This is a genomic window from Gemmatimonas sp. (assembly GCF_036405635.1).
Lineage (GTDB): Bacteria > Gemmatimonadota > Gemmatimonadetes > Gemmatimonadales > Gemmatimonadaceae > Gemmatimonas.
Genome location: NZ_DASWXE010000163.1, coordinates 1 through 15707 on the forward strand (window position 1 = coordinate 1; position 15707 = coordinate 15707).

Below are 15707 nucleotides of genomic sequence, written 5' to 3' on the forward strand. Positions count from 1 at the left end.
CGCTCCCAATACGTGGCGCTACACGGTGACCGCCGATTCCATCGTGCGCGAAACGGTGTTTGCCGACAGCACATCGCGGCGCGCCTTTGCGGCCAGGGGTGGATTCGTGAACTGGCCCACGTTCATCTATGGCCCCACGGAGCTGCTCGCCGCGGCACGCGCCAAGAAGCAGCCGGTGGACTCACTGCCTGCGGTGGGCAATGCCGGCAATCTCGGCTTCACCGGACTGCTCGCGCTCTCGGGAGACTCGACACGCATGCGCGGCGGTGCCTACGCCATGGTGCTGCGGCATGATGCGCAGCAGCGACTGATCTCGGTGGACGGCAGTGGCACCACCAACAAGATCACCGCCACCCGCGGCGCAGCGGTCAACTTCGATGCGATCGCCAAGGCGATGAAGCCCACCGGCGTGCTGAGTCTTCGGGAAGACGCGCGCGGTGCCTTTGGTCAGGGCGGCATGGTGATCGTGGACTACGGACGCCCGCAGGTGCGTGACCGCAGCGTGTGGGGCGGCGTGCTGGTACCCTTCGACAGCGTGTGGCGCATGGGCGCCAACGATGCCACACATCTGTTCACCACGCGGCCGCTGGTAATGGGCAGTCTCGCCATCGCGCCGGGCATGTACACGCTGTGGGTGCAGCACACGCGCAGTGGCACCTACCTGATCGTGAACAAGCAGACCGGCCAGTGGGGCACGGTATACTCGTCAGCGCAGGATCTGGGCCGCGTGCCCATGACGCTCAGCGATGCGCCGGGCTTCACAGAGACGATGACGATAGTCGTGAAGTCGACCAATCCCACGAGCGGCGCGCTGGAGCTGGCGTGGGGCGACAAGGTCGCGAGTGTGCCCTTCACGATTGGCGCGCGATAGCGCTTGAGGATGTGTGAAACGACAAAGGGCGCCCCGCTTTGGGACGCCCTTGGTTGTGTTCGCGACATGCGCGATCGGCTTGCTGACTACTTCAGGAACCAGATGTAGACAGCGCCGCAGGTGCCGCCGTCCTTGAGATCGGCTGGCGTGGTTGGGTAGAACTCGACACCCGCCAGGTAGTCGGTGAAGATCTTGTCGAGATCGGGCGGCAGCGCGCTTTCGTAGGGATACACGCGCAGCCCATCGCGCACGACGGCCGCGCGGCAGGTCGGATTGCCCTTCGCGGCCACGAACGATTCGTTGTTGGGGCCGGCCACGATGTTCGCGCCCGCGTCGACCTTGAGCAGGTTGGAGAGCGGACGACCATCGGCGGCCTTGAGCTGCGCCGCGGTGAAGAACTTGCCCTGCGCCTTGGCGCGGCGGACATCGAACCCCGCCAAGGTCAGCTCGGTGGCCACACCCTTCGGCTTGGGTGCTTCGACATAGGCCAGGATTTCGAACTCGAGCGGCATCGGCGTGTTCGGGCCGACGGTGAAGTTGTCGAAGAACGCCTGGTAGCCCTTGGCCACGGCTTCGACGATGTGGCCGCCGTCTTCGAGCTCGGGGATGGTCACCATGCCGAGCGAATCGGTGGTGCCGGCTTCGATGGTGTGGTCGATGCTGATGACCGCGCCCTTGATGACCGTGGTGTCACCAGCCTTGCGGAAGCGGAGCTTGACCGGGCGGGGCGCGGCATCCTGGGCCTGCACTTCATGCGCCGGGGTCGCCAGGACCATGCCAGCGGCGACCAGCGCGAGGGAGAGAGCGTTTCGGAGTTTCATGGGGGAACGATAGCGTGAATGCGCGCGGTGCCGAAGGTGGGAGAGCGCCGGCGCGGGCCTCGTTCTGTTTACGTACGACGGGGGGAAATCATTCACGGGAATGCCGGACAGATCGGCAACGAAATTCCCATACTGTTGTCAGGCAACGCTTTACCGCCGGAAGCACAGCGGGGTGCCATCCACAAGAATGGCACCCCGCTTCTTTACTGCAACAGCGAAAATCGACGCCGACGTACGACTCGTCTATCGCACCAGCTTCTTGTACTTGATCCGATGCGGCTGGTCCGCATCAGGTCCCTTCCGGCGCTTGAGATCCTCGATGTACGCGCCGTAGTTCCCTTCGAACCACACCGTTTCCGAGTCGCCTTCGAAGGCCAGGATGTGCGTGGCCACACGATCCAGGAACCAGCGATCGTGGGAGATGATCACCGCGCAGCCCGAGAAATCGAGCACGGCTTCTTCCAGCGCGCGCAACGTATCGACGTCGAGATCGTTCGTCGGTTCGTCGAGCAGCAGCAGGTTGCCACCCTGCATCACGGTCTTCGCGAGATGCAACCGGTTGCGCTCACCACCCGACAGGTTCGCCACCAGCTTCTGCTGATCGGCGCCCTTGAAGTTGAAGCTCGCCGCATACGCGCGTGAGTTGAGCTCACGCTTGCCCACCGGAATCGTTTCACGACCACCGGAGATCTCTTCCCACAACGTGCGCTTGCCTTCGAGCGTGCGGTGCTGGTCCTGATAGCTGATCTGCACCGTCTCACCGACCACGAGCTGACCTGCATCAGGCTGTTCGAGCCCGTTGATCATGCGGAACAGCGTGGTCTTACCCGCACCGTTCGGACCGATGATGCCCACGATGCCGGCGCGCGGCAGATCGAAGTTGAGATTGTCGAACAGCAGCTTGTCACCGAACGACTTGCGCAGCCCCTTGGCGCGCACGACGTCGTTACCCAGACGCGGCGCCGGCGGGATGATGATTTCGTTCTGCATCACGCGATCGTTCTGCGCTTCGCTGGCCAGATCCTCATAGGCCTGCAAACGAGCCTTGTTCTTGGCCTGCCGCGCGCGCGGCGACATGCGCACCCACTCGAGTTCCTTCTGCAGCGTCTTCTGACGCGCACTGGCCTGCTTCTCTTCCTGCGACAGGCGCTGCTGCTTCTGCTCGAGCCAGCCCGAGTAGTTGCCCTCGTACGGCACGCCCTTGCCACGATCGAGCTCGAGGATCCACTTGGCGACGTTGTCCAGGAAGTAACGATCGTGGGTGATGGCCACGACGGTGCCCGGGAACCGCTCGAGGTGATGCTCCAGCCACGCCACGCTTTCAGCGTCGAGGTGATTGGTGGGTTCGTCCAGCAGCAGCATGTCCGGCTCTTCCAGCAGAATCTTGCAGAGCGCGACACGACGCTTTTCACCACCAGACAAATGCGTCACCGCGGCATCACCCGGCGGCAGACGCAGCGCGTCCATGGCCACGTCGATCTTGTTGTCGAGATTCCACAGATCGTGCTGGTCGATGTACTCCTGCAGCTTGCCCTGCCGCTCCATCAGCTTGTCGAAGTCCGCATCGGGCTCGGCGAACGCCAACGAGATCGCATTGAACTCGTTGAGCGCATCGCGCTGCGCCTTCACGGCCAGCTCGACATTGCCGCGCACGTCGAGCGACGCGTCGAGTTCGGGCTCCTGTGACAGGTAGCCGATGCGCGTACCCTTGTGCGCCCAGGCTTCACCCTGAAACTCGGTGTCCACGCCGGCCATGATGCGGAGCAGCGACGACTTACCGGCGCCGTTGGGGCCGAGGACGCCGATCTTCGCGCCCGGGTAGAAGGAGAGCCAGATATCGTCGAGGATGATGCGCGAAGGTGGAACCACCTTGCGCAGCGCCTTCATGACGTAGATGAACTGCGGAGCCATAGTCGAAAAACCGATGGGGGAAGAGCGCGGCGCTCCGGAACGAACCTGACGGCGGACCTGCACGTCGGATTCCGGGCGCGCGGCAACGGGCGTAATCTATCGGCTCTATGGACGTTTCGACGCCCCACCTCCCCGACGGCCGCCGCACGAACGGCCTTCGCACGAACGGCCTTCGCACGAACGGCCTTCGCCTGGACGGCACCCGCCTGGACAACATCGACCTGGTGCGCGGTCTGGTGATGGTGCTGATGCTGCTCGATCACACCCGGGATTTTGTGCACGCCACCGGGCAGTTCGAGAACCCGATGAACCTGGCCACGACCACGCCGTGGCTGTACGCCACGCGCTGGGTCACGCACCTGTGTGCGCCGGCCTTCGTGTGGCTGGCCGGGACGTCGGTGGGGCTCCAGTGGCTGCGGAGCAGCGGCGATCCGGCGGCGCGGCGCGCGCTGGCCGGCTACCTGCGCCGGCGTGGGGCATGGCTCATCGTGGCCGAACTGCTGCTGGTGCGCCCGCTCATGTACTTCAATGTCGACCCGTCGTACGCGGCGGGGCTGCAGGTGATCTGGGCAATCGGCGTGGGGCTGTTGCTGCTTTCGGTGGTGCTGTCGCTGCCCATGCGCGTGGTCGGGGCCTTTGGCCTCGTGGTCATCGCCGGGCACAACCTGCTCGATGGCCTCACCGTGGCGCCGTGGTTTCCGCCGTCGACCGAGGCGGTGAGCTGGGGCGCACGGCTCTGGATGACGGTGCACCAGGGCGGGCTGTTCCCGCTGGGTGCGTGGCCATCGCCGGTGGTGTTTGCGATGTACCCGCTGCTGCCCTGGCTGGGCGTGCTGTGCGCGGGCTATGGCTTCGCCGAGCTGTACACGCTGCCGGCGGCGCGCCGGCGGTCGCTGCTCTTGTGGGTGACTCTGGCCATGGTCGTGGTGTTTCTTGCCCTCCGGCTCACCCACGGCTACGGCGACCCCATTCCCTGGCGTGGTCAGGACTCGGCGGGGCGCACGATCATGTCCTTCATGAACGTGCAGAAGTACGGTCCTTCGCTGCAATTCGTGCTGATCACGCTCGCGCCGTCCTTCCTGCTGCTGGCGCTCACCGACGGCTCGCGCGCACGCGGACTGGGCGCGGCACTGGTCACGTTTGGCCGGGTGCCGATGTTCTACTACCTGCTGCAGTGGGTGTGGGCTCACCTGGCCGGCATGACGGTGACGGCCATTCATGGCGGTGACCTCGGGTTCTTCTTCCTGAACCCGGTGCAGCAGATCGTGGCCATGTCCGCGGGGCGCACGTTCACGGTGGGCGGCTCCCTCACCGAGGTGTATATCGCCTGGGCGCTGGGCGTGGTGCTGCTCTACTGGCCCTGCCGCTGGTACGCCGCACTCAAGGCCCGCCGGCCCGACCTGCCGCTGCTCCGGTACCTGTAATACCGCCATTCCACGGCGCGACTCCCCCTCGTGTTACAACGTCCTGACCAACCTCTCAGTACATTGATGTGATGCAGATCGACGTGGCCGCTCAGCTCTCCGGCAATCCTGCCGCCGTGCTCCCGCTCCTTTTTGGCGCGGGGGTGCTGACGAGCCTCACGCCCTGCGTCTACCCGATGATTCCGATCACTGCTGCCATCGTTGGTGGCCAGTCGTCATCGGAGCAGTCAGGCGCCACAAAGGCGTCACGTTGGCGCCCGCTCGGTCTTTCTCTGGCCTACGTGATGGGACTGGCGCTGGTCTACGCCGGTCTCGGACTGATCGCCGGGCTCACCGGCACCATGTTCGGTACCATCTCGTCCAACCCGTGGGCGTTCTTCGTCATGGCCAACCTGCTGCTGCTGGCAGCGCTGTCCATGCTCGATGTCATCCCGGTGCGGGTCCCCGCGGCGATCATGCAGCGGGCCGCCAACGCCGGCACCGGTGGACGGGCGGCAGGCGCCTTCGTCATGGGCGCGGCCTCAGGTCTCGTGGCAGCCCCGTGCTCTGCACCGGTCATGGCGGCCGTGCTGACCTGGGTCTCCACCACCAAGTCGGCTCTGCTCGGCTTCACCTACCTCTTCACGTTCTCGCTCGGCATGTGCACGCTGCTGGTGATCGTCGGCCTGTCTGCCGGCTCGCTCAGCCGCCTGCCGCGCGCCGGCGCGTGGATGCTCACGGTGAAGAAGGTCTTCGCGTTCGTGATGCTCGCGATGGCCGAGTATTACCTGGTCAAGATGGGCCAGGTGTACTTCTGATGCGCTGTTGATGTCTTTCTGATGGACGGAACGGGACCGAAACGAGTCGTTGGTCCCGCTTCGGTGTAACAGTCGTGTGCGCTCGGCAAATCCGGCCCGGTATCACTGGATCGACTTTGCCATTCAGCTGCGCGCGTTCCCTCCTGCAGTACTCCCACCTCGCCTGACATGCCTGCTTTTTTTGCCACCGCGCGCCGCGCGGCTGCCGTGACGACGCTCGCGTCGGCCGCGGCCCTGGCCACCCTCGCCGCTTCCCCGGCGCTTCCGACCATTGCCCCCCTCGCCGCCCAGGATCTGGGTATCGCCGTTGGCGAAAAGGCGCCGGGCGGTCCGCTCGAGACCATGACCGGCCAGACGGTCGATCTCTCCTCGTACATGGGCAAGCAGCCCGTGGTGATCGAGTTCTGGGCCACCTGGTGTGGCAACTGCAAGCAGCTCGAGCCGGCGATGCGCGCCGCCATGACCAAACACAGCGCCAAGGTGAAGTTCGTGACCGTGGCGGTGTCGGTGAATCAGTCGTACGACCGCGTGAAGGCCTGGCAGGCGGCCAACAAGCTGCCCGGCGACCTGCTTTATGATCGCAAAGGCACCGTGAGCGGTGAGTACGACGTGCCGGCCACGAGCTACGTGGTGGTGGTCGATCGCACCGGCAAGATCGTGTACACAGGTGTGGGCGGCACGCAGGATCTCGAGGCCGCGATCAAGAAGGCGCTGTGATGTCCGATCATTCCGATCGTTCCGAACACGACGAGCTCGCGGAACGCTCACCGTCCGTCACGATTCGCGATGTGGCGCGTGAGGCGGGGGTGTCCATCGCCACGGTGTCGCGTGTACTGAACGACGCCGCACGCGTGACCGATGACACGCGTGATCGCGTGCGCACGGTGGTGGCCCGCATGGGCTATGCCCCACATGGCGGCACACGCAGTCAGTTGCTGCGCCGTACGCGCACACTGGGCGTGCTGCTCCCCGATCTTTACGGCGAGTTCTTCTCCGAGTTCATCCGCGGCATCGATGAAACGGCCAAGAAGCACGGCTTCCTCACCCTGGTGACATCGGCGCGGCGTGAAGCCCACGAAGTGTCGGCCGCGGTGAGCAACATGCGCGGTCGCGTGGACGGCTTCCTCGCGCTGTCACCCTCGGTGACGGCGCGCGCAACGTTGGCGGAAGTGGCCGAGCGTTATCCGACGGTACTGGTGGGCGCGGGCAGCGATGTGGGCGATATCGCCGCGCTGTCGGTGAACAACTTCCAGGGTGCGGCGTCGATGATGAAGCACCTGTTGTCGCTGGGCCATCGCAAGATCGTGTTTCTGCGTGGCCCGTCGGGTCAGGTGGACGCCAGCGAGCGGCTGCACGCGGTGCGCGAAGTGGCCAACTGGTACGAAGACTGTGAGCTGCGTGAGCTGCACGGTGAGTTCCGTATGGACACCGCGTTCGATGTGGTCACGCAGTTGCTGCAGAGTGGCGCGCGACCGGATGCGATTTTCGCCGCCAACGACAGCATGGCGATCGGCGCGATCGCGGCTATCAAGGACGCCGACCTGCGCGTGCCGGAAGACATCGCGGTGACGGGATTCGACGACATCCCGATGACGCGGTACCTGTCGCCGTCACTCACCACGGTGCGCATGCCGATTTACGCGATGGGCGAACGGGCGGTGCTGCGTCTCATCGAGACGGTGCGCAGCGGCGAGACGTCGGTGCCGGTGAACCACGAGGTGCTGCCGGCGGAGTTGGTGATTCGGGCGAGCTGCGGTGCGGCAGTGCAGATGATCGCACAAGCCGCACGCTGAGAGCGCTAGCCCAATAAAAAAGCGCGCGACGGCGGGGGACCGCTGTCGCGCGCTTTGAGCTAGGGGCTATGAGCCCTGCGCTCGGGGGCTATTACTTCGACATGTTTTTTATGAGCTGGTCGAGGAACAGCTGGTCGACGATACCTGAGCTGCCACAGGGCAGTCGGTCGACGCTGTTACCGCCCGCCATATCGCGCGCTGAAGCCACGAAGGTCACGCCGGCGTCCGTCTTGCCTTTGCCATCGGGGGCGACGCTGACCATGAGCGACATGAAGATGCGGAACGTTGCCGCGTTCGGCCCGGTCATGCTCGAGCCACACGACACGAGCTGCACCATGTTCTTCCCCATGAACTGACGGGTGCGATAGAAATCAGGATTGCCGATCTGCCGGGTGGTGGGGTTGTCCACCGTGACGGGAATGCTGAAATCCGCAAAAGTCTGCTTCACCGCCGCGAACACCTTGGCCGGATCCGCCTCGAACGAACGCACCGATGCACGCGGCGCATCGGCGTACATGGTGACCTGGTCGGCGCCCTGGTAGATCGTGGCCTGAGCGGGCGCCCTGGCGCTGGTCGCTGCTGGTGCGCCGCCAGTGGTACCGCCAGAGCTGGCACAGCCTACCGTCAGGACAACGAGCGCAAGCGGGATTGCGACACGTCGGAAGGACATTGGACACTCCTCAAGGGTTCGATGAAACGGTGCCGCCGTGCTGCAAACGGCGTTCACCCGTGATGCTTGAGCACTCTTTGCGCTTCTTCTTCCAGGCCGCGCAGCAGCGCTTCGATATGCTCGACTCCTGTACGCGCGTTCATCACCGTGATGCGGAGCACCCGGCGTCCATCGAGCGTGGTGGCCGTGATCCAGCCACGTCCCGACCTATTGTACCGCTCGCGCAACCGGTTGGTGAGATCGTCCCGGTCCTCGTCGGCGACACCGTCTGGATACCACGCGAAGCAGAGGATGTTCGACTCGGGCTCGTGCAGGGCCCGGAAGTGCGGATGGCCATCCAGGCGGTCATACAACGTACGCGCCATGCTGCACAGGCGGTCGTACAAAGCGCCGAGCGCCGTGGCTCCGTAGCGCTGGAAAGCGACCCAGAGCTTGAGCACATCCGAGCGGCGTGAGCACTGAAACGAGCGCGGCCCCATGTCCCAGGCACGTGCATCATCGGCCGGCGTGAACAGGTACGGCGCCTGCTGGGCAAATGCCGACTCGAGCACATGTTCCTCGCGCACGAGCAGCATGCCGGCAGCCAGCGGCAGCAGCAATGTCTTGTGCGGATCCCATGCCAGTGTATTCGCCCGCGCCAGCCCCTTCAATCGATGCCGATGCGTGCGCGAGAGCAGCGCACCGCCGCCATGCGCGGCATCCACATGCAGCCACAGCGGCCCGCGGGCATCGGCAAACTCCTCGCACAGATCGGCGATGGCCTCCAGGTCGTCATACGAACCGGTGGCCGTGCATCCGGCCGTGGCCACCACCGCCATGACGGCGGTGCCGCGCTCGCGCAGCGCGGCCAATCGTTCGCGCAACATGGACACGTGCATGCGATAGCCGTCGCTGGGAATGACGATCACACGATCGAGGCCGAGACCCATCTCACCCGCCGCGCGAGCCACCGCGTAGTGCGCATGTTCGCCGCACACCAGCACCGGCGGCGATGTGCCCACACCGTTCTTCCAGACATCGGGAATGGCACGACTGCGCGCCGCCAGCAGTGCGGTCAGGGTCGCCTCGGTGCCTCCGGATGTCATCGTGCCACCGGCGCGCGAATCCCACCCGACCAGGTCCGTCATCCACTCGACCACCTGATGCTCGAGCGGCGTGAAGGCTGGCGACATCTCCCGCACCGCCTGCGACTGATTGAGGGCACTGATCAGCGCATCGGTCCACACGGCAGCGGGCAGCGGCGCTGACACCTGGTGACCGATGTACATCGGGTGCGCGAGTCGGTTCACATCCTGCAGCAGCAGCGACGACAACCGCCTCGCGACATCAGCCAACGGACGCGATCGGCGCGGCAGTGGCTCCGAGAGACGATCGGCAATCACCTCGGCGCTGTGCCACGTGCTCACCGCGCCTTCGCCGGTGCGTGTCTCGGCGAAGTACTGCGCGACCAATGCCAGGATCGGCTCGGCGGCGGCCAGTGTAGTATCTGCTTCCAGCAGCGCCAGAGGATCCGGCGCCGCCTCGTCCGGCATCCCGGTGAGGTGCGTGTTGGACATGCGTCGAGGTATGTTGTTCGAGTCGATGACGATGCGCCAGCCGAAGGGGCGTCCGTCCCCCGATCTGCAAACCGGCCTCTCCCATCCTTCGCCTGCCCTGATGTCCGAGCCCCACGCGGTCAGCCCGCATCTCGTGCCGTCGGTATCCGCCGAATCGGTCGCCGTGCTCAACGAGCCCGCGACGCCCGAAGCGGGCACGCTCGAGGATTTCGAGCCGGAACCGTTGCTCGACACCCGCACGGCCATGTGGGCGGTGATCTTCGCGGGCGGCATCGGCACCCGCTTCTGGCCGCTCAGCACGCCGCGTCGCCCCAAGCAGCTGCTGGCGCTGGTCAATGAGCGTCCGCTGATTGCCGATACGGTCGCCCGCTTGTCTCCTCTGGTGCCGGCCGAGCGTGTGCTGGTGGTCACCAGCGCGGACATCGCGGACGCGCTGCACGAGGCGATTCCGGAGATTCCGCGGGCCAACATGCTGGTGGAGCCGCGTCCCCTGGGCACGGCGGCGGCGCTCGCGTGGGGCGCGCAGGAAGTGGCGCGACGCGCGGGCCCGGACACGATCTTCGCCGCGCTGCACGCCGACCTCGCCGTGGGGCATCCCGACGTCTTCCGCGACACGCTCCGGCGCGCGGCTTCGATCGCGAGCAGCGATTCGCATCTCGTGGTGCTGGGTGCGACGCCGACGCGTCCCGAGACGGGTTTTGGCTACCTGCAGCCCGGCAACATGGTGGACCCGCTGGTATCGCGCGCCGAGGGCGGTGCGTGTCATGTGGAGCACTTCGTGGAGAAGCCGGGCGCGGCGCTGGCCGATGTGCTCATCGAGAAAGGGGCGCTGTGGAACACGGGTATCTTCGTGTGGCGCGCCAAGGTGGTGCTGGACGAACTCGCGAAGCATACGCACGAGCTGCAGCATGGCCTCTCCAAACTCGCCACGGGCGAGATGGAGGCGTTTGCCGAGCTGGTGACGTCGGTGTCGATCGACCGAGGCCTGCTGGAGCGCAGCCGGCGTGTGGTGGTGCTGCCGTCTGCCTTCGAATGGGACGACGTGGGCACCTGGGCTTCACTGCGTCGCGTGCGCGAACTCGATGACACCGGCAACGGTGTCATGGGCTCGGTGCACTGTATCGAAAGCTCGGGCAACGTCATTCACGCCGACGACTGCTGCGTGGTGGTGTACGGCGTGTCGGGCATGATCGTCGTCAGCATTCAGGGGCTGACGTTCGTGACCACGCAGGAGCGGGCGACGGAACTCGGACCGCTCCTGAATGCGCTGCCGGGCAGCCTGCGCTTCAATCCCGGGCGCTAGGCGCCACGAAAGACGGGCGCGCGCTTTTCGCGGAAGGCGTGCAGCGCTTCTTTCACATCGGCGCTGGCGAAGCAGTGCTTGATGTGAATGAGTTCTTCGCGCAGTTGCGCGTCGAGCGAGGCATCGGAGCTGCCCAGCAGCAGGCGCTTGCTGAGTGCGAGTGCGATCGGTGGACCGGCGGCGATGGCGGCGGCGCACTGCGCCACCGTCGCCCCGAATTCCGCGTCGGGGATGACGGAGGACGCGAGGCCGATGCGCTCGGCTTCGGCCGATGTGATGTCGCGACCGGTGAGCACGATGTCCATCGCACGCGCCTGTCCGATGAGACGTGGCAGGAACCACGTCACACCGGCATCGGGCGAGAGACCGCGACGCACATAGCCCGCGGTGCAGGTGGCACTCGCGCTCACGAGGCGCAGGTCACACGCCAGCGCGAGACCAAACCCGGCGCCTGCTGCGGCGCCGTTGATGGCTGCAATCACCGGCTTGTGGCACTGCGTGATGCTCTGCACCCAACGCCCCACCCAGTAGTACGCATCGAGCCGCTCGGCGCGGGTGTTGCCAAGCCCCACGGGTTCGGCGAGATCGAGGCCGGCGCAGAAACCACGACCGGCGCCGGTGATCACAACGACGCGCACGGCGTCGTCCTGCGTGGCGTCGTGCATCGCACGCGGCAGCGATTCGGCGAGTACGGGATTCACCGCATTCAGTCGCTCGGGCCGATTGAGCATGATCGTGCGCACACCGGCTTCGGTGGTGGACACCTCGAGGTGCGGATACGCCGACTGCTCCCGCGCGGCGCCCGCGTCGTCTCCGTTGGTCATGTGCTCATCTCGCAGCGAAGGTTGGCCTGGACTCACGAACTTACTGCGTACCCCCCACTACCATCCATGTGGGTCGTCCCGCTAGATCACTAGGATCGGACGTCCTCGATGACGGCCCCGACGCGATGGCGGTGCGGCGGTTCCCGCCCTTACGCTGCCCAAATCCAGCCCGTTCCCTGCCAGTCTCCGGTCCCATGGTTCCTTCCCGCGCTTCAGCTGCTGCCCGCCTCGACGAACCGTCTTCTGCCGAACAGGGGCCGCTGGTCTCCAGTGACACGCTGGCGCGCACGGCGGCCGAGACCTGCCGGCAACACGAGCGGCTCTCGAAGTTGATGGCGCTGGCCGTTTCGACGAACGAGCTGCAGGCGGCGCATGCGATGGTCGACACGATCGACCTGGCACTGGCCGAAGCGGTAAAGGACTTCGAGAAGAAGTGTGCGAAGGTGCCGGTGACCGAGGCTGGAGAAGTGCGGTCGGCCGCCAATGCCATGTGGCTCTCGGCGCGTGAATACCTGCGCCGCCACAGCATCGCCGAGAAGGCCTCGCGCCTGATCACGCAGGGTGACGATACGCTGGGCGATCTGCACTTCGAATACGAACTCGAAGCGTCGGCACTGCTCGGACTCAAGCAGGCCACCAGCGCGTATCAGAAGCTCCGTCCGGAAGCCCGCTGCTGACCTTTTCAGATTTTTCAGAGATCTGATTGGCCGCTGCGCGGCGAATTGAAAGGATCTGAAGGGAAAGGAGCAGGCCAGACGAACAACTGTTCACACATGTACATGTGAGCAGTTGTTCTTTTTTTTGTATTCTTTAGAGGCGGTTTCCTGCAGTTTTCCCTTTTCTCATGCTGTTTTCGCGTCGCGCAGCGACGCCGCTGTTGACCCTTCCAATCATCCCCATCCCTTTCCTGCCAGAGCGTTACCCACCAATCAACGGCAGCTCGAACAGCAGCTTGCTCGGCTGAGGATCGCGCGTGAGGTAGACCTGGAGCTTGTCGATGATGGCCGGGGCGGTCACCCGAAGCGCGAGCAGTTCGCGCTCCCGCTGCTGTGTGAGCGTGGGATAGAAGCTCAGCGTGCAATGCGGGGTGAACCGGAAGCGTGCGGCCTTGAACGGCAGGCCACTCTTGCCGATGCGTTCATGCAACGTGCGTAGAGGGCCGTGTGGATCGAGCGGCAACGAAACGATGTCCGTCTGCATGAACCGATGCGGCGGCTCGAGCCGCAACGACATGGGTGCCGTGGTGGCTGCAATGGGAGTCAATGCGTCCCGAATCCGTTCCACTGGTGTATCTGTGGGAATGGGACCCAGTCCTGAGGAACCGACCACCGTCACATGCGGCGGTGTCAACCGTGCGAGCTTCGGATCGAACCGGTGCTGAATTTCTCGCACGGCTGCGCCAGCTTCACCGGCCAGTTCCGTGAGTACGAAGATACCAAACGCCGCTGCCATGTTCGCAATGTAACGAACGGACACTCACGGCGGTTCCGCTGACGCGCTATTTTCGCGCCATGGGAGAAGCTATGGTGGTCATCCGTGAATACGTGAACGAGATGGAAGCACTCGTTGCACGCAGTGTGCTCGAAGCACATGAAATCCCCGCGGTCGTATTGCGTGACGATGCCGGCGGCATGCTTCCGGCCATGCACTTGTTGTATCCGGTGCGCCTTGCCGTGCGTGCGGTGGACAGTGCACAGGCGCTGCGCATCCTCGATGCGCCGTTCGAGATGGACGCGACCGATGATTTCGTGCCGGGCGACGACGCTCCGCGAGGACTGTGAGCGGCCCGTTCGCCAATCAGGTGGTGCTGATCACCGGTGCCTCGAGTGGCATCGGTGCCGAACTGGCACGGCAGTTTGCGGCCGGCGGCGCACGGGTGGCCTTGGCCGCTCGTGACGGCGCGCGTCTCGAAGAGGTCGCCGTTGCGTGCCGCGCGCAAGGCGCCGAGGCGTTCGTCGTAGCGTGTGATGTGAGCATTGAAGCCGATTGTCAGCGCATGATCCAGCAGACCGTCACGCACTTCGGCCGCCTCGATGTGCTGGTGAACAACGCGGGACTGGGGTCGAGTGCACCGTTTGAAAGCATCACCGATCTCTCGATCTTCGAGACGCTGATGCGGGTGAACTACCTCGGCAGCGTGTGGTGCACCGCCCATGCGCTGCCGTACCTGCGCAAGACGTCGGGACGCATCGTGGCCATCTCGAGCCTCACGGGGCTCACCGGTGTGCCCAAACGCACCGCCTACGCCGCCACGAAACATGCGATGGCCGGCTTCTTCGACTCATTGCGCATCGAACTCGATGGCAGTGGTGTGTCGGTGACGGTCGTGTACCCCGGCTTCGTATTCTCCGAGATCAACCAGCGCGCGTTGTCGGCCGATGGCACGCCCTACGGCGAGCGTGGCTACAAGCGCAAGCCCGGTGAGACGATGCCCACCGATGAATGCTGCCGGCTCATTCTGCGTGCGACAGAACGACGTGACCGCGACCTGGTGATGACGTGGCGGGGCAAGCTCGGTCGGTTGCTCAAGCTGATTTCTCCCAGTCTCGTGGACGGTATTGCCAAGCGCGCCATCGATACGCGGCAATAGCCGGTCCGTTGTGACGTGACTCGGCCCCCTGCCCCGTCGCCCGATTGTCGATAGAGTACGGGATGCGTGTTGTTGCCGTGGACGCCGTCCACCCTGATCCTGACGTGCTGGCCGATGCCGCCAGTGTCATCCGTGCCGGTGGGCTGGTGGCCTTCCCCACCGAGACCGTCTACGGGCTTGGTGCCAATGCGCTCGATCGCGATGCCGTGGCTCGCATCTATGCGGCGAAGGGGCGTCCCGCCTGGAATCCCGTCATCATGCATGTGGGCAGCGCGTCGGACGCGCAGCAGTATGCGGCCCACTGGCCAGCGAGCGCAGCGCGCCTGGCGGAGCGGTGCTGGCCTGGTCCGCTCACGCTGGTGGTGCCCCGTGCTGCGCACGTGCCCGACATCGTGTCCGCTGGTGGTGAGACCGTGGCGTTGCGCGTGCCGGCGCATCCGGTAGCCCTCGCACTCATCGCGGCGGCCGGATGTCCCATTGCTGCGCCGAGCGCGAACCGTTTCACCCAGGTGAGTCCCACCACGGCGCAGCATGTGGTGGCATCGCTTGGCGATCGGGTCGGGCTGGTGCTGGATGGAGGACCCAGTGCGGTGGGCATCGAAAGCACGGTGGTGGATTGCACCGGCGACACGGTGACCATTCTGCGTCCCGGTATGCTGGGGCGTGAGTCACTCGAGGAAGCGCTCGAAGGACTCGATGTGGCGGTGCGCCACGCCGCGCCACGCGCTGTGCCTCACGGGGCCGCACAGACGCTTGAAGCTTCAAGCAATACCACCAGCGAGGCCCCTCGCTCTCCGGGCATCGCGGACCGCCACTACGCGCCTCGTGCCGACGTATGGCTGTTTGCGCCAGAGCAGCTGCCAGAGGTGGTGGCAGCGCTGACCACACGACAGGCCGACACATCCGCGGCTGGCCCAGTGATCGCGTTGCTGCGCAGCGCGGCGTTCGGGGATTCATCGGGCGCCACGGGCGACATCACGGTCCTTCCCATGCCGGTGAAGGCAACCGCCTACGCGCAGGCGCTGTATGCGGCGCTGCATGAGGTGGATGCGCGCGGCGCGTCCCTCGTGCTCATCGAAATGCCTCCCGACGAGCCCGGATGGGACGGCGTGCGGGACCGCCTCACGAGGGCGTCCCGGTAGAGTAT

16 protein-coding genes are annotated in these 15707 nt (G+C 65.4%); 10 read left to right on the plus strand and 6 right to left on the minus strand.

The annotated features are described in order from the left end of the window. On the plus strand, positions 1–871 hold an 871-nt coding region (locus VGE27_RS13130), incomplete at its 5' end, for a DUF2911 domain-containing protein (RefSeq protein ID WP_331050120.1). A gap of 86 nt (positions 872–957) precedes the next feature. On the opposite strand, the gene VGE27_RS13135 is transcribed toward VGE27_RS13130, so the two are convergent. Further along, entirely contained in the window at positions 958–1692 is a 735-nt protein-coding gene (locus VGE27_RS13135) for a hypothetical protein (RefSeq protein WP_331050121.1), read from the minus strand. 243 nt (positions 1693–1935) lie between these two features. Continuing rightward, positions 1936–3603 (minus strand): energy-dependent translational throttle protein EttA, encoded by a 1668-nt coding sequence (gene ettA / locus VGE27_RS13140; RefSeq protein ID WP_331050122.1) that lies wholly within the window; start codon positions 3601–3603, stop codon positions 1936–1938. A 107-nt stretch (positions 3604–3710) separates the two neighbouring features. On the opposite strand from ettA, the gene VGE27_RS13145 reads away from it, so the two are divergent. From VGE27_RS13145 to VGE27_RS13160, 4 genes are all read left to right on the plus strand, one after another. Beyond that, positions 3711–5027, plus strand: coding sequence for a DUF1624 domain-containing protein (locus VGE27_RS13145; RefSeq protein ID WP_331050123.1), 1317 nt, complete (start codon positions 3711–3713; stop codon positions 5025–5027). A gap of 71 nt (positions 5028–5098) precedes the next feature. Further along, positions 5099–5824, plus strand: a complete 726-nt coding sequence (locus VGE27_RS13150; protein ID WP_331050124.1) for a cytochrome c biogenesis protein CcdA — start codon at positions 5099–5101, stop codon at positions 5822–5824. A gap of 168 nt (positions 5825–5992) precedes the next feature. Then, a complete protein-coding gene (locus VGE27_RS13155) occupies positions 5993–6541 on the plus strand; it encodes a TlpA disulfide reductase family protein (protein ID WP_331050125.1) in 549 nt (182 codons plus the stop codon). Next, positions 6541–7617 (plus strand): LacI family DNA-binding transcriptional regulator, encoded by a 1077-nt coding sequence (locus VGE27_RS13160; protein ID WP_331050126.1) that lies wholly within the window; start codon positions 6541–6543, stop codon positions 7615–7617. The genes VGE27_RS13155 and VGE27_RS13160 overlap by 1 nt, the downstream gene beginning before the upstream one ends. Before the next feature lie 91 nt (positions 7618–7708). On the opposite strand, the gene VGE27_RS13165 is transcribed toward VGE27_RS13160, so the two are convergent. Together VGE27_RS13165 and VGE27_RS13170 are read right to left on the minus strand one after the other, a co-directional pair. Then, positions 7709–8287, minus strand: a complete 579-nt coding sequence (locus VGE27_RS13165) for a hypothetical protein (protein ID WP_331050127.1) — start codon at positions 8285–8287, stop codon at positions 7709–7711. Positions 8288–8340: 53 nt separating this feature from the next. Continuing rightward, positions 8341–9843: a pyridoxal phosphate-dependent decarboxylase family protein gene (locus VGE27_RS13170; protein ID WP_331050128.1), complete on the minus strand. Its 1503-nt coding sequence runs from the start codon at positions 9841–9843 to the stop codon at positions 8341–8343. A 100-nt stretch (positions 9844–9943) separates the two neighbouring features. On the opposite strand from VGE27_RS13170, the gene VGE27_RS13175 reads away from it, so the two are divergent. Then, positions 9944–11146: a mannose-1-phosphate guanylyltransferase gene (locus tag VGE27_RS13175; protein WP_331050129.1), complete on the plus strand. Its 1203-nt coding sequence runs from the start codon at positions 9944–9946 to the stop codon at positions 11144–11146. Here VGE27_RS13175 and VGE27_RS13180 read toward each other — a convergent pair. Further along, positions 11143–11970 (minus strand): enoyl-CoA hydratase/isomerase family protein, encoded by an 828-nt coding sequence (locus VGE27_RS13180; RefSeq protein ID WP_331050130.1) that lies wholly within the window; start codon positions 11968–11970, stop codon positions 11143–11145. The genes VGE27_RS13175 and VGE27_RS13180 overlap by 4 nt on opposite strands. A 194-nt stretch (positions 11971–12164) precedes the next feature. Here VGE27_RS13180 and VGE27_RS13185 point away from each other — a divergent pair, with 194 nt between their 5' ends. Further along, positions 12165–12647 (plus strand): hypothetical protein, encoded by a 483-nt coding sequence (locus tag VGE27_RS13185; protein WP_331050131.1) that lies wholly within the window; start codon positions 12165–12167, stop codon positions 12645–12647. Positions 12648–12888: 241 nt separating this feature from the next. Here VGE27_RS13185 and VGE27_RS13190 read toward each other — a convergent pair whose 3' ends face one another. Continuing rightward, on the minus strand, positions 12889–13446 hold the full coding sequence (locus tag VGE27_RS13190; protein ID WP_331050132.1) for a 2'-5' RNA ligase family protein: 558 nt from the start codon (positions 13444–13446) through the stop codon (positions 12889–12891). 35 nt (positions 13447–13481) lie between these two features. Here VGE27_RS13190 and VGE27_RS13195 point away from each other — a divergent pair, with 35 nt between their 5' ends. The 3 genes from VGE27_RS13195 (at position 13482) to VGE27_RS13205 (ending at position 15702) form a co-directional block, all read left to right on the plus strand. Continuing rightward, positions 13482–13751 carry a putative signal transducing protein gene (locus tag VGE27_RS13195; RefSeq protein WP_331050133.1) on the plus strand — a complete coding sequence of 90 codons (270 nt, stop codon included), beginning with the start codon at positions 13482–13484 and terminating at the stop codon, positions 13749–13751. Beyond that, on the plus strand, positions 13748–14560 hold the full coding sequence (locus VGE27_RS13200) for an SDR family oxidoreductase (protein ID WP_331050134.1): 813 nt from the start codon (positions 13748–13750) through the stop codon (positions 14558–14560). The genes VGE27_RS13195 and VGE27_RS13200 overlap by 4 nt, the downstream gene beginning before the upstream one ends. Positions 14561–14622: 62 nt before the next feature. Then, a complete protein-coding gene (locus VGE27_RS13205; protein WP_331050135.1) occupies positions 14623–15702 on the plus strand; it encodes an L-threonylcarbamoyladenylate synthase in 1080 nt (359 codons plus the stop codon). Positions 15703–15707: the final 5 nt, after the last annotated feature.